The 26,775-nt window shown below is 56.5% G+C and carries 21 protein-coding genes; 20 read left to right on the top strand and 1 reads right to left on the bottom strand.

What is annotated here, in order from left to right; all coding sequences use genetic code 11:
- The first annotated feature begins 136 nt into the window (after positions 1-136).
- The 18 genes from rlmN to rpoD all read left to right on the top strand — a co-directional run bounded on the left by rlmN (position 137) and on the right by rpoD (position 20,577).
- Positions 137-1,285, top strand: coding sequence for a 23S rRNA (adenine(2503)-C(2))-methyltransferase RlmN (gene rlmN, locus KOE80_RS03670; protein WP_009455884.1), 1,149 nt, complete (start codon positions 137-139; stop codon positions 1,283-1,285).
- On the top strand, positions 1,282-1,776 hold the full coding sequence (locus tag KOE80_RS03665) for a helix-turn-helix domain-containing protein (protein WP_035272268.1): 495 nt from the start codon (positions 1,282-1,284) through the stop codon (positions 1,774-1,776). The genes rlmN and KOE80_RS03665 overlap by 4 nt, the downstream gene beginning before the upstream one ends.
- Complete coding sequence (gene ispG / locus KOE80_RS03660; protein ID WP_035272271.1) at positions 1,773-3,059, top strand: flavodoxin-dependent (E)-4-hydroxy-3-methylbut-2-enyl-diphosphate synthase; 1,287 nt, start codon at positions 1,773-1,775, stop codon at positions 3,057-3,059. The genes KOE80_RS03665 and ispG overlap by 4 nt, the downstream gene beginning before the upstream one ends.
- 42 nt (positions 3,060-3,101) lie before the next feature.
- Entirely contained in the window at positions 3,102-4,385 is a 1,284-nt protein-coding gene (gene hisS / locus KOE80_RS03655; RefSeq protein WP_060185243.1) for a histidine--tRNA ligase, read from the top strand.
- A gap of 2 nt (positions 4,386-4,387) precedes the next feature.
- A complete protein-coding gene (locus tag KOE80_RS03650) occupies positions 4,388-5,023 on the top strand; it encodes a YfgM family protein (protein ID WP_009455880.1) in 636 nt (211 codons plus the stop codon).
- Between the two features lie 3 nt (positions 5,024-5,026).
- On the top strand, positions 5,027-6,205 hold the full coding sequence (gene bamB, locus KOE80_RS03645; protein WP_226348385.1) for an outer membrane protein assembly factor BamB: 1,179 nt from the start codon (positions 5,027-5,029) through the stop codon (positions 6,203-6,205).
- Positions 6,202-7,560: a ribosome biogenesis GTPase Der gene (der, locus tag KOE80_RS03640; RefSeq protein ID WP_009455876.1), complete on the top strand. Its 1,359-nt coding sequence runs from the start codon at positions 6,202-6,204 to the stop codon at positions 7,558-7,560. The genes bamB and der overlap by 4 nt, the downstream gene beginning before the upstream one ends.
- The gene (gene hisC / locus KOE80_RS03635; protein ID WP_042481536.1) at positions 7,560-8,642 is read left to right on the top strand and encodes a histidinol-phosphate transaminase; all 1,083 of its coding nucleotides are present in this window, start codon (positions 7,560-7,562) and stop codon (positions 8,640-8,642) included. Before der ends, hisC begins: the two co-directional genes overlap by 1 nt.
- Positions 8,643-8,758: 116 nt before the next feature.
- Entirely contained in the window at positions 8,759-8,995 is a 237-nt protein-coding gene (hfq, locus tag KOE80_RS03630) for an RNA chaperone Hfq (RefSeq protein ID WP_003799329.1), read from the top strand.
- A 78-nt stretch (positions 8,996-9,073) separates the two neighbouring features.
- On the top strand, positions 9,074-10,162 hold the full coding sequence (gene hflX / locus KOE80_RS03625) for a GTPase HflX (protein WP_226348384.1): 1,089 nt from the start codon (positions 9,074-9,076) through the stop codon (positions 10,160-10,162).
- Entirely contained in the window at positions 10,146-11,462 is a 1,317-nt protein-coding gene (hflK, locus tag KOE80_RS03620; RefSeq protein ID WP_045930084.1) for an FtsH protease activity modulator HflK, read from the top strand. Before hflX ends, hflK begins: the two co-directional genes overlap by 17 nt.
- A gap of 9 nt (positions 11,463-11,471) precedes the next feature.
- Positions 11,472-12,359, top strand: a complete 888-nt coding sequence (gene hflC, locus KOE80_RS03615; protein WP_021446479.1) for a protease modulator HflC — start codon at positions 11,472-11,474, stop codon at positions 12,357-12,359.
- Positions 12,360-12,529: 170 nt separating this feature from the next.
- Positions 12,530-13,687 (top strand): ATP phosphoribosyltransferase regulatory subunit, encoded by a 1,158-nt coding sequence (locus KOE80_RS03610; RefSeq protein WP_226348383.1) that lies wholly within the window; start codon positions 12,530-12,532, stop codon positions 13,685-13,687.
- 74 nt (positions 13,688-13,761) lie between these two features.
- Positions 13,762-15,057 carry an adenylosuccinate synthase gene (locus KOE80_RS03605; RefSeq protein WP_009455867.1) on the top strand — a complete coding sequence of 432 codons (1,296 nt, stop codon included), beginning with the start codon at positions 13,762-13,764 and terminating at the stop codon, positions 15,055-15,057.
- A 154-nt stretch (positions 15,058-15,211) separates the two neighbouring features.
- Positions 15,212-15,757, top strand: a complete 546-nt coding sequence (locus KOE80_RS03600; protein WP_226348382.1) for a phosphoribosyltransferase — start codon at positions 15,212-15,214, stop codon at positions 15,755-15,757.
- A gap of 122 nt (positions 15,758-15,879) precedes the next feature.
- On the top strand, positions 15,880-16,092 hold the full coding sequence (gene rpsU / locus KOE80_RS03595; RefSeq protein ID WP_003799344.1) for a 30S ribosomal protein S21: 213 nt from the start codon (positions 15,880-15,882) through the stop codon (positions 16,090-16,092).
- A complete protein-coding gene (dnaG, locus tag KOE80_RS03590) occupies positions 16,089-18,095 on the top strand; it encodes a DNA primase (RefSeq protein ID WP_226348381.1) in 2,007 nt (668 codons plus the stop codon). The genes rpsU and dnaG overlap by 4 nt, the downstream gene beginning before the upstream one ends.
- Positions 18,096-18,354: 259 nt before the next feature.
- Positions 18,355-20,577, top strand: coding sequence for an RNA polymerase sigma factor RpoD (gene rpoD / locus KOE80_RS03585; RefSeq protein ID WP_226348380.1), 2,223 nt, complete (start codon positions 18,355-18,357; stop codon positions 20,575-20,577).
- Positions 20,578-20,719: 142 nt separating this feature from the next.
- On the opposite strand, the gene KOE80_RS03580 is transcribed toward rpoD, so the two are convergent.
- Positions 20,720-21,673 (bottom strand): LysR family transcriptional regulator, encoded by a 954-nt coding sequence (locus KOE80_RS03580; RefSeq protein WP_226348379.1) that lies wholly within the window; start codon positions 21,671-21,673, stop codon positions 20,720-20,722.
- A gap of 133 nt (positions 21,674-21,806) precedes the next feature.
- On the opposite strand from KOE80_RS03580, the gene KOE80_RS03575 reads away from it, so the two are divergent.
- The gene (locus KOE80_RS03575) at positions 21,807-23,294 is read left to right on the top strand and encodes a short-chain fatty acid transporter (RefSeq protein ID WP_226348378.1); all 1,488 of its coding nucleotides are present in this window, start codon (positions 21,807-21,809) and stop codon (positions 23,292-23,294) included.
- A gap of 25 nt (positions 23,295-23,319) precedes the next feature.
- A complete protein-coding gene (locus KOE80_RS03570; RefSeq protein ID WP_226348407.1) occupies positions 23,320-26,766 on the top strand; it encodes a molybdopterin-dependent oxidoreductase in 3,447 nt (1,148 codons plus the stop codon).
- Positions 26,767-26,775 lie beyond the last annotated feature (9 nt).

The raw sequence follows: 26,775 nt of genomic DNA, 5'->3' as shown, positions 1-26,775 counted from the left end.
CGCAGTACTGGCGGTACTCTGAGCAAGACTTGCCCGGCACACCGGAATGGGTGTGCCGGGCAAATCCGCAAAAAGAGGCTTTTTTGCCCTCCTGCAAGAAAGTAATAGCCAGACCGCGTGAAGGTATTATTTTTTTATGTCATCGCTCGAACCTACTAACCTTCTGGGCCTGGGCCCGGAGCAACTTGTTGAACTGGTCGCCCAATGGGGTGGCAAGCCTTTCCGCGCGCGCCAATTGCAGCGCTGGATACACCAGCGTCAACAAGACGATTTTGGGCAGATGACGGATCTGGCGCGCGAGTTCCGCGAGCAGCTGACCGCTAATTGCGTTGTCACCGCGCCCAGCATGTCGCACGAACATATTTCTACCGACGGCACTCGTAAATGGCTGTTTGATGTAGGCAGCAATAACGCCGTCGAAGCGGTTTTCATTCCCGAGGACGACCGGGGCACCCTGTGTATTTCCAGCCAGGCTGGCTGCACGGTGGCCTGTCCATTCTGTTCCACGGGCTATCAAGGCTTCAACCGCAACCTGACGACCTCTGAAATCATTGGCCAGTTGTGGTTTGCTCGCCGTGCTTTGCTGAATGCGCCGGAAACCGCCCGTATTGGCGATGCCGAGCAAACCAGCACACGTGTTATCAGCAATGTGGTCATGATGGGCATGGGCGAACCCTTGCTCAATTACGATCAGGTGCTCGGTGCCTTGCGCCTGATGCTCGATGACAATGCCTACGGTCTGTCGCGCCGCCGCGTGACGGTCTCCACCTCCGGGGTGGTGCCCATGATGGATCGTCTGGCCAAAGATTGCCCGGTCGCACTGGCCGTATCGCTGCACGCGCCCAATGATGCGTTGCGTGATCGCCTGGTGCCCCTGAACAAGAAGTACCCGCTGGCCGAGCTTCTGGATGCCTGTAATCGCTATCTGGAGCACGCGCCGCGTGACTTCATCACGTTTGAATACATCATGCTGGACGGCATCAACGATACCGACCAGCATGCGCAGGAACTGTTGGACATCGCACGCATTGTGCGCTGTAAATTTAATTTGATTCCTTTCAATCCTTTTCCGCAGTCCGGTCTGAAACGCTCTTCAGCTGCACGGGTCAAACAGTTTGCCCAACGGCTGATGGATGGTGGGGTGGTAACCACAGTGCGCAAGACGCGCGGCGATGATATTGCTGCCGCTTGTGGACAGTTGGCGGGCGATATTCGTGATCGCACCCGTATCGAACAACGTTTGCCTGATCGTGCTGTCATTCAAATCAAACAGGAACGTGCATGAGCGAGACTCTGGTCCCCTCCAACCAATCGGCTCCGGAAACGGACTCAGGTGTAGGCCCGACATTGCGTGAACTGCGTCTGGCGCGATCCTGTACGCTGAACGAAGCCTCCACTCGCCTGAAGTTTTCGGTTCGCCAGCTAGAGGCCCTGGAGGCCCAGGAGTGGGACCAGTTGCCCGGTGGGCAGCCGTTGCGGGGCATGGTGCGCAATTACGCGCGCTTTCTGGAGGCCGACGTATCGGCTGTGCTGGTCATGCTGGAAGCTCAGGTCAGCGATACCGCTGCGCCCAAGCCCGTGCCGCGCAATCATTCGGGTGCGGGCTTGTCCAGTGCGGACTTGAGCCTGTATTCGGACTCGCGCGGCGGGTTTGGCTGGATCTGGATTCTTATCATTATTGTTTTGCTGTTGGTCGCTGGTTTTTACGCCATTGATCGGGGCTGGGTTCCCGAAGAGTGGCTGGTGTTCGATTGGCTCAAGGACTTGAAGAAATGACGCAGGGTCCCGAAACTCCCTCTGCTTGCCAACCTCTGCCGGTAGGCGCTCAACCCAAGCGGGTGACGCGTACGGTTGATGTGCGCTGGGGTGATCATGTTGTGAAACTGGGGGGCTCGGCGCCGGTCGTGGTGCAGTCCATGACCAATACGGATACGGTCGATGCCATTGCAACGGCTATCCAGGTCAAGGAACTGGCGCGTGCCGGTTCTGAAATGGTGCGTATCACGGTCAATACCCCCGAAGCGGCCCGTGAAGTGCCTGCCATTCGCGAGCAACTGGACCGCATGGGCGTAAATGTCCCTTTGGTGGGGGACTTCCATTACAACGGCCATAAATTGCTGGCAGATTACCCCGAGTGTGCTCAGGCCCTGTCCAAGTACCGGATCAATCCGGGCAATATGGGCGGTGGCAAGCGCCGGGACGATAATTTCGCCAAGATGATCGAAATCGCCTGCCGTTACGACAAGGCCGTGCGAATTGGCGTGAACTGGGGCAGCCTGGATCACGAGCTGATGGCCCGCATGATGGATGAAAATAACGAGCGTGCTCATCCCTGGACGGCTCAGGCGGTGATGCGCGATGCTCTGGTTATCTCTGCCATCAGCAACGCCCAGCGTGCCGAGGAACTGGGGCTGTCGGGCAACCGTATTGTTCTGTCCTGCAAGGTCAGCCATGTGCAGGACCTGATCACGGTCTACCAGGATTTGTCGGCTCGTTGTGACTACGCCTTGCACCTGGGTCTGACCGAAGCGGGGATGGGCAGCAAGGGGATTGTGGCTTCCACCGCCGCCTTGGCTGTCTTGTTGCAGCAAGGCATTGGTGACACCATTCGTATTTCCCTGACTCCTGAACCCGGTGGCGATCGTGCTCGTGAAGTGGTGGTGGCTCAGGAAATCTTGCAGACCATGGGTTTGCGTGCTTTCACCCCGATGGTGGTGGCGTGTCCGGGTTGTGGTCGCACCAGCAGTACGGTGTTCCAGGAGCTGGCCAACGATATTCAAAGCTATTTGCGTGACCAGATGCCCGTCTGGAAGGATCTGTATCCCGGCGTGGAAACCATGAACGTCGCGGTGATGGGCTGTGTGGTCAATGGTCCGGGGGAAAGCCGCCACGCCGATATTGGCATCAGCTTGCCGGGAACCGGGGAAGTTCCTTCGGCACCCGTCTATGTGGATGGCGAGCGGGTGGTGACCCTGAAGGGTGATACTATCGCTCAGGAATTTCAGACCATTGTCCAGAATTACGTTGAGCGCCGCTACGGCAAAACATCAACGGTTTGATCAACACGCTTGTCAGTCTATGGCGAGCAAACCATTAGAATTATGACGCAGCAGTTTCAAAAGCTCCGCGCCCTGACGGGCATGAAAGACACCTTACCGGGTGAAAGCGCACAGTGGGAAGCCCTGGAGGCTCTGGTGCGGGAATGGTTGGCCAGCTATGGCTATCGCAATATGCGTACCCCCGTGCTGGAACATACCCAGCTGTTTGCTCGTGGTATTGGCGAAGTCACCGACATTGTCGAAAAGGAAATGTATTCCTTTACCGATTCGCTCAACGGCGACAAGCTCACCATGCGTCCCGAATTTACGGCGGGCATGGTGCGCGCCACTATCGAACATAATCTCTTGTACGATCGCCCTCATCGCGTTTATGCGATGGGACCGGTGTTCCGTCACGAGCGCCCGCAGCGTGGCCGCTACCGTCAGTTCCATCAGATCGACGTGGAAGCGTTGGGTCTGCCAGGGCCGGACGTCGATGCCGAGCTGATCGTCATGCTGGCTCGTTTGTGGAAGAAGCTGGGTCTGACGGACATCCGTCTGGAACTGAACTCCCTGGGTCAGGCTGAAGAGCGTGCCGCCCACCGTGCGGCCTTGATCGAGCACCTGGAAGCGCACAAGGATGTGCTGGACGAAGAGGCCCAGCGTCGCATGTATACCAACCCCTTGCGCGTGCTGGATACCAAAAATCCGGCCATGCAGGAAATGGCCAATGCGGCCCCACGTTTGTTCGACTTCCTGGGTGAAGAGTCTCGTGCTCACTTCCAGGGCGTCTGCGATCGTCTGGATGATGCCGGTATTGCCTACACATTGAACCCGCGCTTGGTGCGTGGTCTGGATTATTACAATCTGACCGTGTTCGAGTGGGTAACGGATCGCCTGGGTGCTCAAGGGACGGTGTGCGGCGGTGGCCGTTACGACGGCCTGATCGAATTGATGGGTGGCAAGCCTTCGCCCGCCGTGGGTTTTGCCATTGGTGTGGAGCGCTTGCTGGACCTGTGCTCGCAAGATGGCGAGCAGCCAGCCATTCCCGAATGTCAGGTGTATATGGTTCACCAGGGTGAGGCAGCCCAGCGCAAGGCCTCGCTGTTGGCCGAGCAATTGCGGGATGCCGGTTTGCAGGTGATAGTCCATGCAGGCTCCAGCGGCTTCAAGTCCCAGTTCAAACGGGCTGATGCCAGTGGTGCGCAGGCCGCCGTTATTTTGGGTGACGACGAACTCCAAAAAGAACAGGCCAGTGTGAAATGGTTGCGTGCTGCGGATGGCGCCGAGCAGCAACAGTCTGTTGAATTTTCTGAACTCGCCAGTGTTTTGTCAGCAAGGATTTGAGCATGGCCTACGATCTTGAAGAACAGGAAAAACTAGATGCCATGCGAGCATGGTGGGACCGCTGGGGCACCTTGTGCATCGTGCTGGCTTTTGCTGCCTTGGCGGCGGTAGCCGGCTGGCGCGGTTGGCAGTGGTACCAGGGGCATCAGGCCGGTCAGGCCATGGGTTACTTTGAGGCGCTGGAAAGTGCGGCTGCCCAGACCGGCGAAGAGGCCGATGCCCGCGTGCTGGCTGCCAGCACGACCTTGCGTAACGATTTCCCCAAGTCCGGCTACACCTCCCGTGGTGTCTTGCTGGCTGCCCAGGCTTTGCAGCAACGCGGCAATCTGACACCTGCTCGTGAGCAACTGGAGTGGATGGTTAAAACCAACCACGACCCGGCGCTGACTCCGCTGGCGCGTTTGCGTCTGGCTGGTATCTTGCTGGAACAGAAGAATTACGATGATGCCCTGGCTCAGCTGACAAATCCTCCTGCCAGCTTTGCCGGTCTGTTTGCGGATCGCAAAGGCGATATTCTGGCCGCCCAAGGGCAGAACGATGCAGCACGCGAAGCCTGGACGCAGGCCGTGGAGTTGCTCAAGCAAGACCCTATTTCGCAGTTGGTACAGATCAAACTTGATGCCCTGGCAGGAGCTTAATTCATGTCTCTTCCTACTATTCGCAAATTGCCATCCTCTGCCATGCGTGTCCTGCGCTTGAGCGCTCTGGCCCTGAGCCTGACCGCTTTGGCCGGTTGCTCCATGTTCTCCAGCAAGGATCCTCGTTTCGAGCCTACGCCCCTGACGGAATACACCCCTGGTGTGGCCGCCAAGATCAGCTGGAGTACCTCGATTGGTAGCGGCGCAGACTCCGGCTTTGCACCGCAAGTCAGTGGCTCTTCGGTCTACGCCGCGACGGTCTCGGGTCAGGTCAGCAAGGTGGATCTGGATACGGGTCGCGTGCAGTGGTCGGCCAATGCCGGCAAGAAGTTGACCGCCGGTGCAGGTTCGGACGGTGTGGTGACTGCGGTCGCTTCGGTGGACGGCAACGTCATTGCGTTTGACGACTCGGGCAAGGAGTTGTGGCGCAGTCGTAGCAGCAGCGCTGTGAATGTGCCGCCTGCTGTGGGTGCCGGTGTGGTTGTGGTGCGTACCAGCGACTACCGCTTGCAGGCATTTGATGCCAGCACAGGCGATCTGCGCTGGAGTCTGCAGCGTCCTGGCCCCGCCTTGTCGCTGAAAACCAGCATGCAAATGCGCATTATTGATGGTTTGTTGCTGGCAGGAATGCCCAACGGCCGTTTGATGGCCATTGACGCAGCTCAAGGTCATCTGGTGTGGGAAGGCAGTATTTCTGTCTCCCGTGGCGCGACGGACCTGGAGCGCATTAATGACGTCGTGGGTGCTCCCCAGGTCGTCGATCCCCTGCTGTGCGGTGCAACCTACCAAGGTCGTGTTGCCTGCTTTGACGTCTCCCAAGGTGGACGACTGGTGTGGGATAGGGAATTTTCGGCCGGTACCGGTATCGCAGCGGACAACCATATGTTGTATGCCGCCAATAGCCGCGACCAGATTGAAGCGTTTGCCATGACAGACGGGCAAACCATCTGGACGCAGAATGCTTTGCGTAACCGTGGTCTGGCTCCTTTGGCCGTCATGCCCCAGGCGCTCGCCGCCGGTGACATGGAAGGCTATGTTCACTTTCTATCGCGACTGGACGGCACCTTGTTGGGTCGGGTCAGTGTCGGCGGTGGTGCCATTGTGTCGCCTTTGATCGGAACCCCGCGTGGGGTCCTGGTTCAGACCGGCAATGGTAATTTGGTCTTGGTTGGAATCAATTGAAAAGCGTTTCTTTTAAGCCCGTAGTGGCTTTGGTCGGTCGGGCCAACGTCGGCAAGTCCACTTTGTTCAACCGCCTGACGCGCTCGCGCGCGGCTCTGGTGGCGAACTTCCCTGGTCTGACCCGCGATCGTCATTACGGCGAAGGTCGGGTTGGCAGCCGCCCCTATATCGTGGTCGATACGGGTGGTTTCGAGCCTGTGGCCAAAACCGGCATGTTGCTGGAGATGGCTCGTCAGACCCAGCAGGCGATTGCCGAAGCTGACGTGGTCGTCTTTCTGGTCGATGCCCGTGAGGGCGTCAATGCACTGGATCTGGAAATTGCGCAGTTGCTGCGCAAGCTTGGTCAGAAAGTGCTGCTGGCCGTCAACAAGGCCGAAGGCATGCGTTACGAGGCCGGTGGCGTGGAATTCCACGAATTGGGCCTGGGTCAGCCTTACCTGATCTCCGCTTCCCACGGCGATGGCGTGGAAGAGCTGATCAACCTGGCACTGGAGCAAGTGCCCAATCCTGAGCCTGAAGAGGATGGCCAGGATGACGATGAATTTCAGCACCGTATCAAGCTGGCGATTGTGGGCCGCCCCAATGTGGGTAAATCCACCTTGATCAATACCCTGGTGGGTGAAGATCGCGTGATTGCGTTTGACCAGCCCGGTACGACGCGTGATGCCATTGAGATCGAGTTCGAGCGCAACGGGGTGGAATACACCCTGATCGACACGGCCGGTTTGCGCAAGCGCGGCAAGGTATTTGAAGCGGTTGAAAAGTTCTCCGTTATCAAGACCTTGCAGGCGATTGAAGCGTGTAACGTGGTCTTGTTGATGATTGACGCTCACACCGAAATTTCCGACCAGGACGCCAGCATTGCGGGCTTCGTGGTGGAAACCGGTCGTGCACTGGTGGTGGGCATCAACAAGTGGGATGGCCTGGACGAGTACCAGCGCGAGTGGATCAAGCGCGAGTTCGATCGCAAATTGCGCTTCCTGAACTTTGCCAAGATGCACACCTTGTCGGCGCTGAAAGGGCAGGGGATCAATCCCTTGCTCAAGTCGGTCAATGCCGCTCATGCGGCTGCCTTCTCCAAGCTGTCCACGCCCAAGCTCACTCGCGTCATGCAAGAAGCGGTGGAACAGCAACAGCCACCGCGCAAGGGCATTTTCCGTCCCAAGTTGCGGTATGCTCACCAAGGTGGCATGAACCCGCCGATCGTGGTGATTCACGGCAACGCCCTGGATGCCATTTCGGACAGTTACCGCCGTTATCTGGAGACGCGTTTTCGCGAGGCCTTCAAGCTGGAAGGCACGCCTTTGCGCATCGAATTCAAATCATCTAAGAACCCTTATCTGAAGGACGCGTAATGAGCCGTTTGTGGAGTGATCATGTAGCGGGGCTTTCACCCTATGTACCGGGTGAGCAGGTCAAGCTGGATAACCTCTTGAAGTTGAACACAAACGAACATCCTTTCGGTCCGTCGCCCAAAGCGCTGGAAGCGATCCGCCAGGCGGCGACCGATGACTTGCGTCTTTACCCTTCCTACAGCGCGCAGGAACTGCGTGACGCCGTGGCGCACAACCACGGCGTGAAAGCTAACAATGTCTTTTTGGGCAATGGCTCGGACGAAGTGCTGGCCCATGTGTTCAGCGCCTTGTTCCTGCGTGGCGTGCGTCCGGTCCTGTTGCCCGATATCACGTACAGCTTCTACACCACCTACTGTTCGTACTTCGGGGTGCCTGCTGATATTGTGCCGCTGAGCGAAGACTTCACGCTGAATGTGCAGGACTATGTGCGCAAGCGCAGCCTGCCACCAGCTGGCATTATTTTTGCCAACCCCAATGCGCCTACCGGGATTCCTTTGTCCTTGACGGATATTGAAACCATTCTGGCCGCCAACCCGGACACCACGGTGGTGGTGGACGAGGCCTACGTCGATTTCGGCGGTACGTCTTCGGTTGGTCTGCTGGAAAAGTACGACAACCTGGTGGTCATCCAGACCATGTCCAAGTCGCGTGCTTTGGCTGGCTTGCGTGTGGGTTATGCCTTGGCCAGCGCCGATATCATTCAGGCCCTGGAACGCGTGAAAGACAGCTTTAACTCCTATCCCATGGACACCATCGCTCAGGTGGGTGCCGTGGCTTCCTTGAAGGATACGGAGTATTTTGAACGTCAATGCCAGGCAGTGATTGATGCACGTGAACAGTTGCGTGCCGATCTGGAACAGCTGGGTTTCGAGATTTTGCCCTCGAAAGCGAACTTTTTGATGGCAACGCACCCTAAGCATTCGGCTGCTGGTATTCAGCAAGCTTTGCGTGAGCAGGGGATTTTGGTTCGCCACTTCCGTCAGCCACGCATTGAGCAGTATTTACGTATTACGGTAGGATCGCCCGAGCAATGTGCCCGACTGTGCAACAGTTTGCGGCAGATTTTAGGGCAAGGCGCCTGATATACACCTATTAGATAAAAATCTCCAGTTTGGAACGTGCGGATTCAGGGAAAACCCGGTAAAGTAGTGGGATTCGCTTCCATTTCTGGAAAAACAACATAACCGGAGCCTCACCAATGAGCAATAAAGGGCAAATTCTACAAGACCCGTTTTTGAACGCGCTGCGCAAGGAGCATATCCCTGTGTCGATCTACCTGGTCAACGGCATCAAGCTGCAAGGTCAGATCGAGTCCTTCGATCAGTATGTCGTACTGCTGCGCAATACAGTCACTCAAATGGTGTATAAGCACGCGATCTCTACCGTCGTTCCTGCACGCCCTGTTACTTTGGCTGCGGATGAGCAGGCTGAATAAATCCTCACCCAGTTCTTTGTACTCTGAAAGACCCGTCTCGCGGTGCCCGCGGGCGGGTCTTTGTTTCTGGAGCAAGCGTTGAAGGCACTGGTAATTAGTGTGGATATGGGCGAGCTGGACTACAAAGCCCATGCTGAAGAGTTCGTCATGCTGGCCGAAGGCGCTGGCGCTCAGATTGTGGAGCAGCTGGTCGTGCGTCGCTCCCGTCCGGATTCTGCCTACTACATCGGTACAGGCAAGCTGGAAGAGGCCGTTGCCCTGGCCAAGGCAACCGGCGCCGAAGTGGTGCTGTTTGACCATGCCTTGAGCCCGGCGCAGCAACGTAACCTGGAGCGCAAGCTGGAATTGCGTGTGGTCGACCGGGTTGCCCTGATTCTGGACATCTTTGCCCTGCGAGCACAAAGTCACGAAGGTAAATTGCAGGTGGAACTGGCGCAGTTGCAGCACCTGACGTCCCGATTGACCCGGATGTGGACTCACCTGGAGCGGCAAAAGGGTGGTATCGGCATGCGTGGTCCTGGTGAATCGCAGCTGGAAATGGACCGCCGGATGATTGGCGACAAAGTCCGTACCTTGCGCGAACGTCTGGCCAAGGTACAGCGTCAACGCAGCACTCAGCGCCGGGCTCGTTCCCGTAGCGGCACCTTGTCGGTGTCATTGGTGGGTTATACCAATACGGGTAAATCCACCTTGTTCAATGCCTTGACTCGGGCGGATGCCTACGCAGCCGACCAGTTATTTGCAACTTTGGATACCACCACGCGTCGTATCTGGATTGAAGGGGCAGGGCAGGTTGTGATTTCGGATACGGTGGGTTTTATTCGTGAATTGCCACCCACCTTGATCGCGGCTTTCCGGGCCACCTTGGAAGAGACCGTCCATGCAGATTTGTTGCTGCATGTGGTCGATGCGGCCAACCCCCAGCGCGATGAACAAATCGCCGAAGTTCATAAGGTTCTGGAGGACATCGGGGCCCATGAAATACCTCGCATTCTGGTCTATAACAAAATTGACCAGGCAGGCTACGAGCCACGGGTAGAGCGAGACGAACATGGTACTATTGCCCGAGTCTTTGTTAGCGCTTTAGAGCGCATCGGATTGGATGGATTGCGTACAGCAATCGTCGAATCAGGTCATTTCGCGGAAAACAATGCGTCTGAACAATAAAATATTCAATCTCAATGATCCCGGTTGGGGACGAGACAGTGGCAAAAACGGTTCTGAGCCACCTCGCCGCCCCGAGAAACAAGATGGCCCGCCTGACCTCGACGAGGTGTGGCGTGACTTCAACAGTCGCTTGGGATCTTTATTTGGCAAAAAGGGACGTCGTTCCCCTCCTGGCGGCATGCCTCCAGGTAGCGGTAATGGTCCCTCCATCCCTAAAGGTTCGCCCAAGCTGCTGATTATCGGTGGCGTGGTGGCAGTCGGCCTGTGGATGGCCAGTGGCTTTACCATCGTGCAGGAAGGCCAGGTTGCCGTAGTGACTCGTTTTGGCGAGTACACCAAAACCCTGAATCCCGGTCTGCAATGGCGTTGGCCCGCTCCCATCGAAGATCACCAAACCGTCAATATTTCCCAGTTGCGTACCTTTGAGGTGGGCTACCGCGGAAGTGCGCGCAATAAAGTCCTGCCTGAATCCTTGATGCTGACAACCGACGAGAACATCGTTGATATGCAGTACGTGGTTCAGTATCGCTTGTTGCCTACTGGTGCGCCGGACTACCTGTTCAACACCAATAATCCGGACGAATCCGTACGTCAGGCGGCAGAAACCGCCATGCGTGAAGTTGTGGGCAAACAGCCTATGGACTCCGTACTGTATTCCGGCCGTACACAGATTGCCTCGGACGTGCAGCAACTGGCTCAGTCCATTCTGGACCGCTACCGTACCGGTATTCAGATCAGCACCGTGGCGATCCAGAACGTGCAGCCGCCTGAGCAGGTGCAAGCGGCTTTTGACGATGCCGTCAAGGCCGGCCAGGACCGCGAGCGTCAGATCAACGAAGGTCAGGCTTATGCCAACAAGGTATTGCCCGAAGCCGCTGGTCAAGTGGCACGCATGATGCAGGAGTCCGAAGGTTACAAGGCTCGTGTGATCGGTGATGCCAAGGGTGACACTGCACGTTTCGGCAGCGTCGAGGCCGAGTACGTGAAGGCTCCCGGTGTAACGCGGGATCGTCTGTACCTGTCCACGATTCAGGAAATCCTGGAGAGCACCAGCAAGGTACTGGTTGATACCCGTAGCGATAACAACATGATCTATCTGCCTTTGGACAAGATCGTGCGTCAGGTGGGCAGCCGTACCGATATGGAGCCATCCGCTCCTGTCGCCTCGGCCGCTTCGCAAGGACAGATCAGCCGTCCAGCTCCGGCTGCGGCACCTAAAGCGCCTGCGCCAGCCAATCCAGCCGGTCTGGATACCTCGCTGGGCTCTTTGGTCAGTCCTTATTCCCCATACGCACGCTAGGAGAGCTTGATGCAACGTTTATTTCCTGCTCTGGTGGCCCTGGCGGTAATTGTCGGTTTGCTGCTGTCTTCCGTATTTATCGTGCGTGAGCGCGATGCGGCTCTGGTTTTTGCCCTGGGTGAAGTGCGCGGTACCATCACGACCCCCGGCCTGTACTTCAAACTGCCGCCACCCTTTGAAAATGTGGTGTTCCTGGACAAGCGTCTGCAGACGATTGAAACCAAGGATCCCGAGCGTATTCAGACGGCTGAAAAGAAAAACCTGCTGATCGACTCGTACGTCAAATGGCGTATTTCCGATCCACGCCTGTTTTACGTGACCTTTGGCGCAACGGATCGTGGTGCTGTCGAGCGTTTGCAAGCCCAGATTCGTGACGCCCTGAACGCTTCGGTGAACGTGCGCACGGTGAAAGAAGTGGTTTCCACCGAGCGTGATGCCATCATGCGTGAAGTGCTGACGGCCGTTGAGGCCCGTGCCCGTCCTTTGGGTGTGGAAGTGATTGACGTGCGTTTGCGTCGTATTGACTTCGCTCCCGAGATTTCGGAATCGGTGTACCGTCGTATGGAAGCCGAACGTACACAAGAAGCCAACCGTTTGCGTGCAACCGGTGCTGCTGAAAGTGAGCGTATCCGTGCCGAAGCCGAACGTCAGCGTGAAGAGTTGCTGGCCGACGCGTATGCCCAAGCTCAGGCCATCCGTGGTCAGGGTGATGGTGAAGCCGCTGCCATTTACTCCGATAGTTATGGCAAGAACCCCGAGTTCTATCGTTTCTACCGCAGCCTGGAAGCCTACCGCAGTGCTTTCAGCAAACAGACCGACACACTGGTCATCAGCCCTGACTCTGATTTCTTCAAGTATTGGGGCAAGCAAGGATCACCCGCAGCACCTGCGAACTGATCCCCGCTAGAGAACTTAGGGCCGCTGGGTGTTCCACCCGCGGCCCTGATCGTTTATACTAGCGTGTAAGTTACTAACACCACTTCGCATGCGACTTAGGCGGCTTACAGGCCCCAAGTCGCTTTTTGTTTGGCTGGAACTTTCGTTTATAAGTAGTCCGAGGCACGAGTATGTCCAATTGGTTGTTGCCAGAGAGCCTGGCTGATATCTTGCCTGCAGAGGCGCGCCGCATCGAAGAGCTGCGCCGCGATTTGCTAGACTTGTATCGTACTTACGGGTTCGAACTGGTAGCTCCGCCCCTGGTGGAGTATCTGGAATCCCTGCAAGCGGTTTCTGGCACAGATCTGAATCTGCGTACCAGCAAAGTCGTCGATCAAATCTCGGGTCGTACCATGGGCGTACGCGCCGACATGACCCCCCAGGTAGCACGTATTGATGCTCACTTGCTGAACCGCGAAGGCGTGACTCGGCTTTGTTACTGTGGTTCGGTCTTGCATGCCCGTCCGGCTGGTTTGCTGTCGGATCGTGAGCTGCTGCAGATCGGCGCGGAAATCTTCGGCCATGCCGGTATCGAATCCGATCTGGAAGTGGTGCAACTGGCGCTGGAAAGTGTGGGTCGGGCTGGGGTGCGTCATCCTCGCCTGGATTTGAACTATCCCGATTTGGGACGCTTCCTGATCGAGCGCGATCCTGTTTTGAAAACCCGCGTGGCAGAAGTGTGCGAGCTTCTGAACGCCAAAGATGTGTCGGGCTTGCGCGCCCTGGGCCGTGAGTCGGGCTGTCTGCCTGAGACCACCCGTTACTTGCTGGCTTTGACCTCGCTGTATGGCGATGGCAGTGTGCTGGAACGCGCCCGCAGTGTTCTGCCCGACGAGCCCGAAGTACGTGAAGCTCTGGGTAGTCTGCGCGACTTTATTGATGCCTTGCCCGGCCACGAAATTACGGTGGACCTGGCTGATATTGGCAGCGGTTATGCCTACCATTCGGGCCTGATCTTTTCGGTCTACGCCGAAGGCTGGCACGATGCCCTGGTCAAGGGCGGACGCTTTGACGGTATCGGCCGCATGTATGGTCGTGCCCGTCCTGCAACTGGCTTTAGCCTGGATCTGCGCAAGCTCTCGGCTGGCCTGGCGCCGGCTCAGGCTGCCCGCGCGGTACGTGCCCCCTGGGGCAATGATGCGGCCCTGATAGCAGCGGTCAAGCAGTTGCGTCAAAACGGTGAAATTGTGATTCAGATGCTGCCCGGTCAAGAGCTGAATCTGGATGAATTCGTGATCGACCGCGAGCTGGTCTCGTCGGACGGTCAGTGGCAGGTTAGGGCGCTGTAAGCCAGATGGCTTGTAGCGTTGGTGATTGTTATCGGTCCGGCACCGTGCCGGCCTCCTTTATTCTGATACTAGACATGAGCAAAAACCTTGTGGTGATTGGCACCCAGTGGGGTGACGAAGGCAAAGGCAAGATCGTCGACTGGCTGGCCGAGTCCGCGCATGGCGTGGTTCGTTTCCAGGGTGGGCATAACGCTGGCCATACATTGTGGATTAATGGCAAGAAGACCATTCTGCGCCTGATTCCTTCGGGCATCATGCACGAGCACGTCACTTGCTACATTGGCAATGGCGTGGTGCTCTCGCCCGAAGCCCTGCTGACCGAAATTGCCGAGCTGGAAGCGGCCGGTCTGGACGTGCGTTCGCGCCTGCAGATCTCGCCTGCTTGCCCGCTGATTTTGCCCTACCACATTGCCGTGGATCAGGCTCGTGAGAAGCGTAAAGGTGATGGCAAGATCGGTACGACCGGTCGCGGCATCGGCCCTGCCTACGAAGACAAGGTGGCTCGCCGTGCCCTGCGTGTTCAGGACCTGTACGATCCCGAAATCTTTGACGAGAAATTGTCCGAAGCCCTGGATTACCACAACTTCGTGCTGACCCAGTACCTGGGCGCCGAAGCCGTCTCCGCCGAGCAGGTTCGTGATCTGGCCATGAAGCACGCTGAACAGTTGGCTCCTATGGTCGCTGACGTCTCCAACAACCTGTACCAGGCCAAGAAAGCAGGGCAGAAGCTCCTGTTTGAAGGTGCCCAAGGCGCACTGTTGGATATTGACCACGGTACTTACCCCTTCGTCACCAGCAGCAACTGCTTGTCCGGTGCCGCTTCCGCAGGTTCGGGTGTTGGCCCTCAGGAGCTGAGCTACGTGCTGGGTATCGCCAAGTCCTATACCACGCGTGTGGGTTCGGGTCCATTCCCGACCGAATTGCTGGATGACACCGGCATGCGTCTGGCTACCGTGGGCAAGGAGTTCGGTTCCGTAACGGGTCGTCCACGTCGTTGTGGCTGGTTTGATGCCGCCGCCATGAAGCGTTCGGTCATGATCAACGGTATTTCCGGTCTGTGCATCACCAAGCTGGACGTGCTGGACGGCGTTGAGCAAATCAAGATTGGTGTGGGTTACCGCTACAAGGGCGAGTTCCTGGACGTGTTGCCCTACGGCGCACACGCGGTTGCCGAAGCCGAGCCTGTTCTGGAAGAAATGCCCGGCTGGACCGAGTCTACCGTGGGCGTGACGGACTACGACAAGCTACCCATCAACGCTCGTCGTTACCTGGAACGCATTGCTGAACTGTGCGATGTACCTATCGACATGGTTTCCACGGGGCCAGATCGCAACGAAACCATTGTATTGCGCGATCCGTTTACCAAATAAGCGATTTATCGCGGTATAATGCCTTGCACCGTTGTACGGTGCGTACAGAGCGGCCTGAAGGGCCGCTTTGTCGTTCTGGACGCTGCGTTGGCCTACCAGACTCTTGTTTTGCAGGTACCAAAGCGCAGCTAGTGCATTTATATCTGGAATACATATGAGTCTGCCCTCAAATAGCGATACTGATGAATGGGTTTCCTGGGAACAATACAATCGCTTGATTGAACAATTGGCCCTGAGCATTCACGAATCAGGCTGGAAATTCGACAAAATTGTTTGCCTGGCCCGAGGCGGCATGAGAGTGGGAGACGTTATTTCGCGCATCTATGATGTACCCCTGGGCATTTTGGCCACCAGCAGCTATCGCGAGGCGGCCGGTACCGAACAGGGCGATCTGGATATTGCGCAATACATCACCATTACCCGTGGCACTCTGGATGGCAATGTGCTGCTGGTCGATGATATGGTCGATACCGGCAAGACTTTTATGCGTGTACGTGATCACCTGCGTGCACAGTTTCCCGCGATCACCGAGCTGAAAACTGCCGTTTTGTGGTGGAAAGGCCACGCCCAGGTCAACCCAGACTACTACGTGTCCAAGTTGCCCACAAATCCCTGGATTCATCAGCCTTTTGAGGACTACGATAGCATTCGCCCTCATCAGCTGGACGCTTGGATCCGCAAGGGTACTGGCCAGGCTTGATCGCTGGCATTCAGATAATTGGTGGATAGCCTAATGGTACCTTGCTTGGTGTATGCCTGCAATCGTGCTACCATATTGGGCTATCTGTTACGCTAACTCTTTTTACAAAGGTCAGGGATTACATGTCCATTGTTCGCCTGAAAGAAAACGAACCCTTTGAAGTTGCTCTGCGCCGCTTCAAACGCACTATTGAAAAAACTGGTCTGTTGACCGAGCTGCGTTCGCGCGAATTCTACGAAAAGCCAACGGCTGAGCGCAAGCGCAAGCACGCTGCCGCCGTGAAGCGTCACTACAAACGCATCCGCAGCCAGCAACTGCCTCCACGCTTGTATTGATCCCTGAATCTTTTGTTCAGGAACTGCTCGCCCGTGTCGATGTCGTAGATGTCGTCGGGCGATATGTGCAGTTGCGCAAAGGCGGGGCCAACTTGCTTGGCCTGTGCCCTTTTCACAACGAAAAATCCCCTTCATTTACAGTCAGTCCGACCAAGCAGTTTTACCATTGCTTCGGTTGTGGCGCTCACGGATCGGCTATCTCGTTCCTGATGGAACACACAGGGGCTTCATTCCCCGAGGCGGTACGCAGCTTGGCTGGGTCCGTCGGAATGACTGTACCCGAAGCAGATCGCACCCCACGCCAACGTGCTGCCGATGCGCGTCGTAAAGACGAGTTGTCGCGTCAGCATCATATTCTTGAAACGGCACAGGGGCACTACCTACGTCAGCTAAAACAGTCACCCATTGCTATCGACTATCTAAAACGTCGTGGCCTGGATGGGGAGACGGCTGCCCGTTTCGGTTTGGGCTGGACAGGTACGGAGCGACGCGGCTTATCGGCTGTATTTCCGCAGTACGAAGACAAGCAGCTGGTTGAGTCCGGCTTGGTGATCGAGTCCGAAGATGGTCGTCGCTACGACCGTTTCCGTTCACGCATCATGTTTCCGATCCGCAGTACCAAGGGCCATATCATTGGCTTTGGTGGCCGTCTGATCGAAAAAGGTGAACCCAAGTACCTGAATTCGCCGGAAACCACGCTGTTTTCCAAAGGACACGAGCTATACGGCTTGTGGGAAGGACGTCAGGGCATACGCAAAGAAGGCTTTGTCCTGATTGTTGAAGGTTATATGGACGTGGTGGCGCTGTCGCAACATGGCTTGCACAATGCCGTAGCGACCTTGGGCACCGCGACAACCGAATACCACATCACCAAATTGATGCGCGCCAGCGACAGGCTGGTGTTTTGCTTTGATGGTGACGGGGCAGGGCGCAAGGCCGCCTGGCGTGCCTTGAATACCTGCTTGCCCCTGGTTCGTGACGACGTATCCATCCGTTTCATGTTCCTGGCGGATAACCACGACCCGGATTCTTTTGTTCGTGAGTACGGCGCGGAAGCGTTTCGCGAGCAAGCCCAGGCAGCCGCTGCTTTATCGCGTTTTTTCCTGGATGAGCTGGCGGCTCGCCATCGCATGGACGAGGCCGAAGGCCGTGCGGCCTGCGTACACGAAGCGTTGCCTTTGCTGTTGGAGCTGGCCGACAGTACCTTGAAAGTGCAGATTCAGCACGAATTTGCCCGCATGGTGCTGTTGACGCCGGACGAGCTGGCGCAGCGCCTGAGCACGGTAGAGCCGGTGCGTCGACCGGTTGTCGACACGCCACCGGCGCAAGATGGCCTGGTTGCCAGGCCTGCCGTACCGGTGCAGCCTGCGCCCGCAACGGATGAGATGGCCCCGTTTGAGGATGGTTTTGACGGCTCCTTTGCCGACAGCCTGCCTATGGATGGCTGGCAGGACGAGCCCGATTGGCAGCCTCAGGAGCAATATCAGGAGCGGCCAGCATCAGGTCGCGGCAAGGGTGGCAAGAATAATCGTCAACGGCAAGAGCGCGCTGTCCTGGGTGGCAGCCGCGCCGTGACTCCGATGGCCAAGCGATTGCTGCGCTTGCTCATTGGACATCCAACCCTGGTGGGCGGGCTGGGCGATCAACAACTTGAAATTTTGGCGCAAAGTCCCCACTTACGTTTAGTGCAAGAGCTGATTGCCTTAAGCAATATCAGCTCGGCGCGTCATGCAGGCGCTTTGCTGGAGGCCGTGGACCCCGAGTCCGATCTGGCCCCTGTGCTGGAGGCGCTGGCCACGGAGCTTTTGGGCGAGGAAGAATTGCCTGATCCCCAAGGCGAATGGCGTGATGCGCTGCATCGCATCGAACTAGATGCGATCAAGGCAGAGCAGTCGGCATTGGTCGCTACGGGCTTGCAAGAGCCCGAACAGCGTCAGCGTTATCAAGAATTGACACGCCGTATTGCTTTGTTGAATGCTGCTTATACTCGGCAAGTGAAGTAAAATATTGGGTTATGTGTTGTGTTTGTGGCCGGCCAGGGGGTTAAAACTGGTACGCGAGCAAATGCGGCGGGTTAGCGGATTGTGAACCACCTTATGCCTTGAGCCCATGAGCCAGGGATTAAATGACTTAGGGTTCGCTCGCGCAACACGCCCAGGAGCAAGCCGGTTGTGGACACGCGCATCATCAGGCTCTTGCCTGTACGACTCGGTGGCTACATATTTAGTGCCACAGGGGTAAATGGCGTCTATGGAAGAAAATATGACTCAAACGACTGGTAAAACCTCGACGACGGTCTCTCGGTCTGCTAAGAAAACCTTGGCCGCGACAGCAAAATCAGGGGCATCAAGCTCGGTAGAGCTCGATGAGCTTCACGAAAGTGGAGAGCCAGGCGCAGCGCCTGCCAAAAAGGCAGCTAAAAAGGCAGCTGCTAAAAAGACGGTAGCTAAAAAAGCGGCTGCCAAGAAAACAGCGGCTAAAGCCGCTACCGGCGGTCGCCGTGGACGTTCTGCAAAAAATGCCAATAACGACGGTATCGACTTTGTCGATGACGACGAAATGGGCGAAGAAGAGGTCATTCCTGATCTCAAGCCGGTGGCCAAGCGTGGTGCCAAGCGCGCCAAAGCCGAAAAAGACGTTTTCGGTGTACGTGGCCAGTTGAGCCCTGAAGAACAGGAAGCACGCCGCAACCGCCTCAAGGCCCTGATCAAGCTGGGCAAGGACCGCGGTTACCTGACCTACAGTGAAATCAACGATCACCTGCCCGATGATCTGGTGGATGTCGAAGCCATTGATGGCATTATCGGCACCTTCAGTGACATGGGTATTTCGGTTTACGACCAGGCTCCCGACGCTGATACCTTGCTCATGAGCGATAACGCGCCCATGGCATCCAGCGACGACGACGTCGAGGACGAAGCTGAAGCCGCTCTGACCACGGTGGACTCTGATTTCGGTCGCACGACTGACCCTGTGCGTATGTACATGCGCGAAATGGGCTCTGTGGAACTGCTGACCCGCGAAGGCGAAATTGAAATCGCCAAGCGTATTGAAGATGGCTTGAAGCACATGGTGATGGCGATTGCCGCGTGCCCAACCACGGTTAATGAGATCCTGGCTTACGTTCAGCGTGTACGCGAAGGCGTCATGCAGATCGACGAAGTGGTTGACGGTCTGGTGGACGATGATGGCGAAGAGTACGCCGGTTCCGGCGTGACTGCTGACGACGAGGACGAAGGTCCAGCCGGCGGCATGAGCAGCAAGCAGATTGAATACCTGCGCAACAAGTCGCTCAAGAAATTCGACATCATTGGCGAATGGTTTGACAAGATGCGCGTGTCCTTCGAGTCCGAAGGCTACAAGAGCGCAGGCTATGTGCAAGCCCAGGAAACCATCCTGAACGAATTCATGGGCATTCGCTTTACCGCCAAGATGGTGGAAAAGCTGGCCGACACCATGCGTGAGCAGGTTGCCATCGTGCGTCAGCACGAGCGCGAAATCCTGAACATCTGTGTGGATCGTGCTGATATGCCACGTGCACACTTCATCAAGGCTTTCCCCGGCAACGAAACCAATCTGGATTGGGTGGTGCAGGAGGTGGCTGCAGGCCATCCTTACAGTTCCATTCTGGAGCGCCACATCCCTGCCATTCAGGAAGTTCAGCAAAAGCTGATCGACCTGCAAACCAGCGTTGTGCTGCCGTTGAAGGACCTGAAAGAAGTCAACAAACGCATGACCACGGGCGAAGCCAAGGCACGTAAAGCCAAGCGCGAAATGACCGAGGCCAACTTGCGTCTGGTGATCTCCATCGCCAAGAAGTACACCAACCGTGGCTTGCAGTTCCTGGATCTGATTCAGGAAGGCAATATCGGTTTGATGAAGGCAGTGGACAAGTTCGAATACCGTCGTGGCTACAAATTCTCCACGTACGCTACGTGGTGGATTCGTCAGGCCATTACGCGTTCGATCGCTGACCAGGCCCGCACGATTCGTATTCCGGTTCACATGATCGAGACGATCAACAAGATGAACCGTATCAATCGTCAGATCCTGCAGGAAACCGGCGTTGAGCCCGATCCCGCAACCCTGGCCCAGAAGATGGACATGCCCGAAGACAAGGTTCGCAAGATCTTGAAGATCGCCAAAGAGCCTATCTCCATGGAAACGCCTATCGGTGACGATGACGATTCCCACCTGGGCGATTTCATCGAGGACAACAACACCGTTTCGCCATCGGATTCCGCTTTGCACGGTTCCATGCGCGATGTGGTGAAAGATGTCCTGGATTCCCTGACGCCACGCGAAGCCAAAGTGCTGCGCATGCGTTTCGGTATCGAGATGAGCACCGACCAGACTCTGGAAGAGGTGGGCAAGCAGTTTGACGTCACGCGTGAGCGTATTCGTCAAATAGAAGCCAAGGCATTGCGCAAGCTGCGTCATCCTAGCCGCGCTGACAAACTGAAGAGTTTCCTGGAAAGCCAGTAAGTTCTTAGCTCTTCAGCCGGGGTTGGTAGCAAAACCGGCCCTCTGAATCACACCCCAAAAGTTGGAGCTTTCTCCAACATTTGGGGTGTTTTTTTATGCGTGGCTTATTTAGATCAGCTTGTTTGGCCGGGCCTTCTAGGGCTTAATTTCTGGGTACTTGCACATTCCCTTCCGTCATCAGATGGGATTTGCGTAGAACGCTTTTTGCCAGCAAACGCAAGGTGTTGGCGCAGGCCAGGGCTGCGTTGGACATCTGGGCCTCATGTCGATAAATCAGGCCCAAATCCATGGAGGGCACGCCACTCGTCATGGCCGTTCTACGTATCCTGCCGCCGTCATGGGACCAAGGCCTGAAAACAAGGTCTGACAAAATAGTGACCCCGACATTCTGGGCCACCAGGCTGCGCACCGCCTCAACGGACTTCGTACTAAAAACGACCTTGGGCTTGAGCTTTGCTGCGCTCCAGTAGCGATTGACGGTAGCCACATGCTCATCCATATCCAGCAAGATAAATGCCTGATCAGCCAGTTCCTGCAAGGAGACAGAGCTTTGCGTCGCCAAGGGATGATCCAGCGCTGTCCAGAGTCGGCGCTCGGACTTCAGTAGTCGTTCTTGCTGAAGGTCTGAGCGGCGCGTCAAGTTGGAGACAAGAACGACGGCCAAGTCGAATTCGCCGTCTCGTACTCCATGCTCGATTTGAAGGCGGTTACGTTCAACCGGCTCGAAGAAGACCTGCGGGAGTTGGCGGCGCATGGCACCGATAATTTTGGGCAGCATGTATTCCGAGACTGTGTCCGTAATGGCCAGTTTCACTGAGCCTTCTACGGACGAAATAGCGTCCTTGGTCTCCGCGACCGCCATTTCCAGAGACGCCAGTATGTGCTCGGCATGGCGCAGAAAGCCTTCGCCGTGCAAGGTCAGTCGCAAGCCAGCAGAATGCCTGCTAAAGAGTTGCACCCCCAGAAAAGACTCCAGGTTTTTCAAGGAAGTGGTGAGCGAGGGCTGACTGACATAACAACGCTGGGCAGCCCGAGAAACCTGCCCCGTTTGGGCGGCAGCGACGAAGTGCTCCAGTTGTTTGATCGTGATTTGCATAGATTTATTCTATATCACTGCATAGATTTAAAGGATTATGAATATCACATGACGATTGCTAGGATCCCCATCAGCACACCGTTTGTCGATGTGCAACAAGGAACGCCAACAGTTCCAATATACGGAGACACTCATGCAATCTTCATCAAAAGCCTCTGCCGGAATAGGGCGGGGTACACCTCCTTTTCATGCGCCTGGCGATACGGACAGTCAGTCTGGTGTTCTTAGTCGGCTAGGTTTGCGCTTTACGGCCTGGGCAGAGCGCTGGTTTCCCGATGCCTATGTGTTTGCCGCGATTGCGGTGGTTGTTGTGGCATGTGCAGCCATGGTTAACGGCTCCAGCCCTCAAGCAGTTGCCAAGGCCTTTGGTGACGGGTTCTGGAGCCTGATCGTTTTTACGATGCAAATGGCTCTGGTGGCGATTGGTGGTTACGTGGTGGCGACTTCGCCGCTGGCCGCCCGCCTTATTGAACGCCTTGCTGCTGTACCCAGTTCTGGCCGACAGGGCATCGCTTGCGTTGCGGCCATCAGCATGATTTTGTCCTTGTTCAATTGGGGGGTGTCATTAATTTTCAGTGCGCTTTATGCACGGGCCCTGGCACGTCGTCCTGATTTGCGGCTGGATTACCGCGCAGCAGGCGCTGCCGCGTATCTGGGCCTGGGTGGCACGTGGGCCTTGGGTCTCAGTTCTTCAGCCGCACAGTTGCAGGCTAATCCGGACAGCCTGCCTAAAAGCATTCTCGATATCACCGGGGTGATCCCATTCGGCCAGACCATTTTTTTATGGCAGTCCATGGTCATGGCCGTGATTCTGATCACGGTATCGGTGCTGATTGCGTTTCTGTCCGCTCCAACCGCTTCCAAGGCGGTGACGGCTCAGGAGCTGGGTGTGGACCTGACGGAATTCAAATCGGCTGATAAAGAATCCACCACCCGGCGTCCGGGCGAATGGTTTGAACGTAGCCCCATTCTGACCATTCTTCTGTGCGCTCTTGGTTTTGGCTGGTTGGCTCAAGAGCTGATTGCCAAGAGTCCTCTGGTGGCGATCTCCGGGCTGAACACCTATAACCTCTTGTTCCTCTTGCTGGGTTTGTTGCTCCATTGGCGTCCACGCAACTTTCTTGATGCGGTGACGCGTGCAGTCCCCTCTACAGCAGGCGTCATTATCCAGTTCCCCTTGTACGGTGCCATTGCCGCTATGTTGACGGCCGCCAAGGGTGCTGGGGGCGTGACCTTGGCCGACCGTATCGCGCATCTGTTTGTCAGCATCTCCAGCACAGAGACTTTTGCAGTGATGATGGGAGCCTACTCGGCAGTTTTGGGCTTTTTCATCCCCTCGGGTGGTGGGAAATGGATTATTGAAGCCCCCTACGTCATGCAGGCAGCGAATGAACTGAAGGTACATTTGGGTTGGGCCGTCCAGGTCTATAACGCGGCTGAGGCGCTGCCCAACCTGATCAATCCCTTCTGGATGTTGCCGCTGCTCGGAGTGCTGGCCTTGAAAGCCCGCGACATTGTTGGCTTCACCTTTTTGCAGTTGCTGGTGCATGCACCGCTGGTCCTGTTCATGCTCTGGTTCTTTGGGCGTACCTTGACCTACATCCCTCCTGTGATGCCTTGATTCAGAGGGAGTGTGATTCATCGTGATACTAACTGAATTCAAACAGGGATACTGCACGCTTTGTCGTTCGCGTTGCGGCACGGTCAATGAGGTGCGTGGGGAAAGCTTGATTTCCGTACGTCCCGACCCGTCGCATCCGACCGGGGAAGCCATGTGCATGAAGGGGAAGTCGGCACCTGAAATGGTGCATAGCCCTCATCGCATGCACTATCCGATGCGGCGCACCCAGCCCAAAGGCAGTGCTGATCCTGGGTGGGTGCGTATCAGTTGGGAGGAGGCGCTCTCGGAGACGGCGCAACAGCTAGGCCGAATCAAGTCCGAGAGCGGCGCGGAGGCGGTCGTGTTTGCTGTGACGACACCCAGTGGAACCTCGCTCAGTGACAGCATCGACTGGATTGAGCGTTTTGTCCGCCTGTTTGGTAGTCCCAATATTTGCTATGCAACCGAGGTGTGCAATTGGCATAAAGACTATGCGCATGCCTTTACCTTTGGTTGTGGCATGCCACCGGCTGACTATGCCAATGCAGATCTGATGGTCTTGTGGGGGCATAACCCCACTAATACCTGGTTGGCTCAAGCCAATGCAATTGGCAAGGGGCGGGCAAAAGGGGCCAAGATGATTGTGGTTGACCCCAGGCCAACGGCATTGGCGCGTCAGGCCGAGGTGTGGCTGCCGGTACGCCCAGGCACGGATGCGGCGGTTGCGCTTGGCCTGATGCACTTGATGCTACGTGACGAGGGCTTCGATAAGGCATTTGTCCGTGACTGGACTAACGGGCCTTTATTGGTCCGTAGCGATAACGGGCATTTTTTACGAGAGCAAGATCTTTGGCCTCATGCCGGGCAGAACCGCTATGTAGTGTGGAGCGACGCACATCTGTGTGCGGTGCCGTATGACACCGAGCGGAGTGCACAGGAGCAAGGTGGCGAGCATTTTTGCTTGCGGGGTACTTTTTCAATTGATACCGAAAAGGTCGCGGGGCTTCTTTGCCATCCTGCATTTGAACTGCTGGCTCAGGCCAGTGCCGCCTATCAGCCAAAGGAGGTTGAGCGTATCAGTGGTGTGCCGGAAAAGGCTTTGCATGCCGCTGCTGCACTGTTTGCGTCCAGCGCCCGCATTGCCTATCACGCCTGGACGGGCATTGGGCAGCATTCCAATGCAACGCAGACAGAGCGGGCAGTCGCCTGCTTGTATGCATTGACCGGGAGTTTTGATCGTATAGGGGCTAACCGAGTGCGCATCGGGCCGCCTACTCAGTCAGTGAATTCACTTTCCCTCTTGGCTGATCGTCAGCGTATGAAGGCATTGGGGGTTGATGAGCGGCCTATTGGCCCACCCGCCCAAGGCTGGGTGACAGCACGCGATACGTACCGGGCCATTCTGGAGGGGAAGCCGTACAAGGTACGTGGGATGTTGGCGTTTGGCACGAACTTGCTGGTATCGCAGGCTGATACGGCGCAAGCGCAGCAGGCGCTTTCTCAGCTTGAGTTCTATGCGCACTGCGATTTGTTTGAGACGCCTGCCGCCAAGTATGCAGACATCGTGCTGCCCATCAACACGCCCTGGGAACGTGAGGGTTTGCGGGTCGGTTTTGAAATTACTGATCGGGCGGCAGGGTGGGTGCAACTGCGTCAGCGTATGGTGCCGCCTCAAGGCGAGTCACGATCCGACAATGATGTTGTTTTTGACCTGGCCTGCCGATTGGGCATGGGGGATGATTTCTTCGGGGGTAGCCTGGAGGCTGGGTGGAATCATATTCTGGAACCCATGGGCCTGTCGGTGGAACAACTGCGGCAGCAGCCGCAGGGCATTGCCTGCCCTCTTGACGCCAGTGAAAGAAAGTATGCGCGTGTCACATCAAAGGGAGTGCGAGGATTTGATACGCCGACGCGGCGGGTTGAACTCTACTCAGAGAGGCTGCTGCAGCATTCCCAACCGCCCCTGGCCACTTTTATTGAGCCAGCCGATACACCACATGATCCTAAGGCGACACAGCAGGGGCGCTTTCCCTATGTGTTGAGCTCGGCCAAGAACGGCTTTTATTGTCATAGTCAGCACCGCAGTCTGGTGTCGCTGCGTAAACGCGCTCCAGACCCGGTCGCTGAGTTGAGCCCTGTGCTGGCGAATGCGAAAGGGATTTTGGATGGAGACTGGATACGCATCAGCACCCGTCTAGGCAAGGCACGATTTGTTGCCCGTATCACGCCACAACTCGCTGAAAACCTGATTGTGGCGGAGTTCGGCTGGTGGCAAAGCTGTCTGGAGCTGGACCGCCCGGACCTGCCCATTGAGGGTGCTCAAGCTAGCAATTTCAATATCTTGATCTCTGCTGACCACCATGATCCTGTCAGTGGTTCTGTGCCCATGCGCTCTTTTCTCTGTGATGTGGAGCTGGACCCTGCAACTCAGGCGTGCCAACGCAAATGGGTGGGCTATCGTGATTTCAAAGTCAGCAAATTGCATCCGGAAGCGGAGGGGGTTCTGGGTATTCATTTTGAGTCTGTAGAGGCACTGCAGTTGCCGGACTATAGACCGGGGCAACATATCGAAATTCAGTGGGATGGAGGGGATGGAGTCGCCTTGACGCGAGCTTATTCGCTGACTGCTGCGGCTCAAGTCTCTCATCGACGCAGCTACAGTATCGCTGTCCGCCATCAAAAGGGGCTATCGCCTGATGGTGTGCCCTTTGAGGGCCGCATGTCTGGCTTATTGCACCGTCGACTCCGCCTGGGTGACGTGGTGTCGCTGCGCGCGCCCTCCGGAGGCTGGGTCTTGCCGCGCCAATCCCAGCAGCCGCTTTGTCTATTTGCGGGTGGCATTGGTATCACGCCTTTCATCAGTCTTTTGGAGTCCCTGCCAAACGGGGCGGAAGGGCCGGAAATCTGGCTGTATTACGGCAATCAAAATAGTCGTACACATGCATTTCGTGAGCGCATCTTGTATCACCAGTCTCGTCTGCCCCAGTTGAAGGTGCTCAACTATTACGCCGCGCCGCTTGAAGGGGATCGGGAGGGAATCGATTTCACTGAGCAGCGTTTTATCGACGCCAGTGTGGTCGATGAAAGGCTGATCGAGCTGCGTGCGCGGGTGTATATGTGTGGCCCTCCTATGATGATGGATATCGTTTCCGCCGGACTGGTGGAGCGGGGTGTTCCCCGTTTTGACATCTTTAGCGAAATTTTTCGTTCGCCTACTGAACCTCCGCAGGGTGATCATCGTTTCAAGGTCAGCTTTTTACGCTCGGGCCGCGATGCCGTGGAGTGGGGGCCTCAGCAAGGGACGCTGCTGAGCTTTGCTGAATCGCTGGGTTTGCAGATGGCCAGCGGTTGTCGGGTGGGGCAGTGCGAAAGCTGTGCGGTGCGTTTGGTTTCTGGCAAGGTACGTCACCTTCATGGTGGTGAACCAGAGGACCCAGGCGTTTGTCTTGTCTGTCAGGCGATTCCTATTGAGGATGTTGTGCTGGATGCGTGATGACGCGCA

Origin of the sequence: Alcaligenes sp. 13f, assembly GCF_020496585.1 — a bacterium.
GTDB lineage: Bacteria > Pseudomonadota > Gammaproteobacteria > Burkholderiales > Burkholderiaceae_B > Alcaligenes > Alcaligenes phenolicus.
Note: the sequence above shows the minus strand (reverse complement) of the source record. Positions and strands in the feature narration are given on the sequence as shown.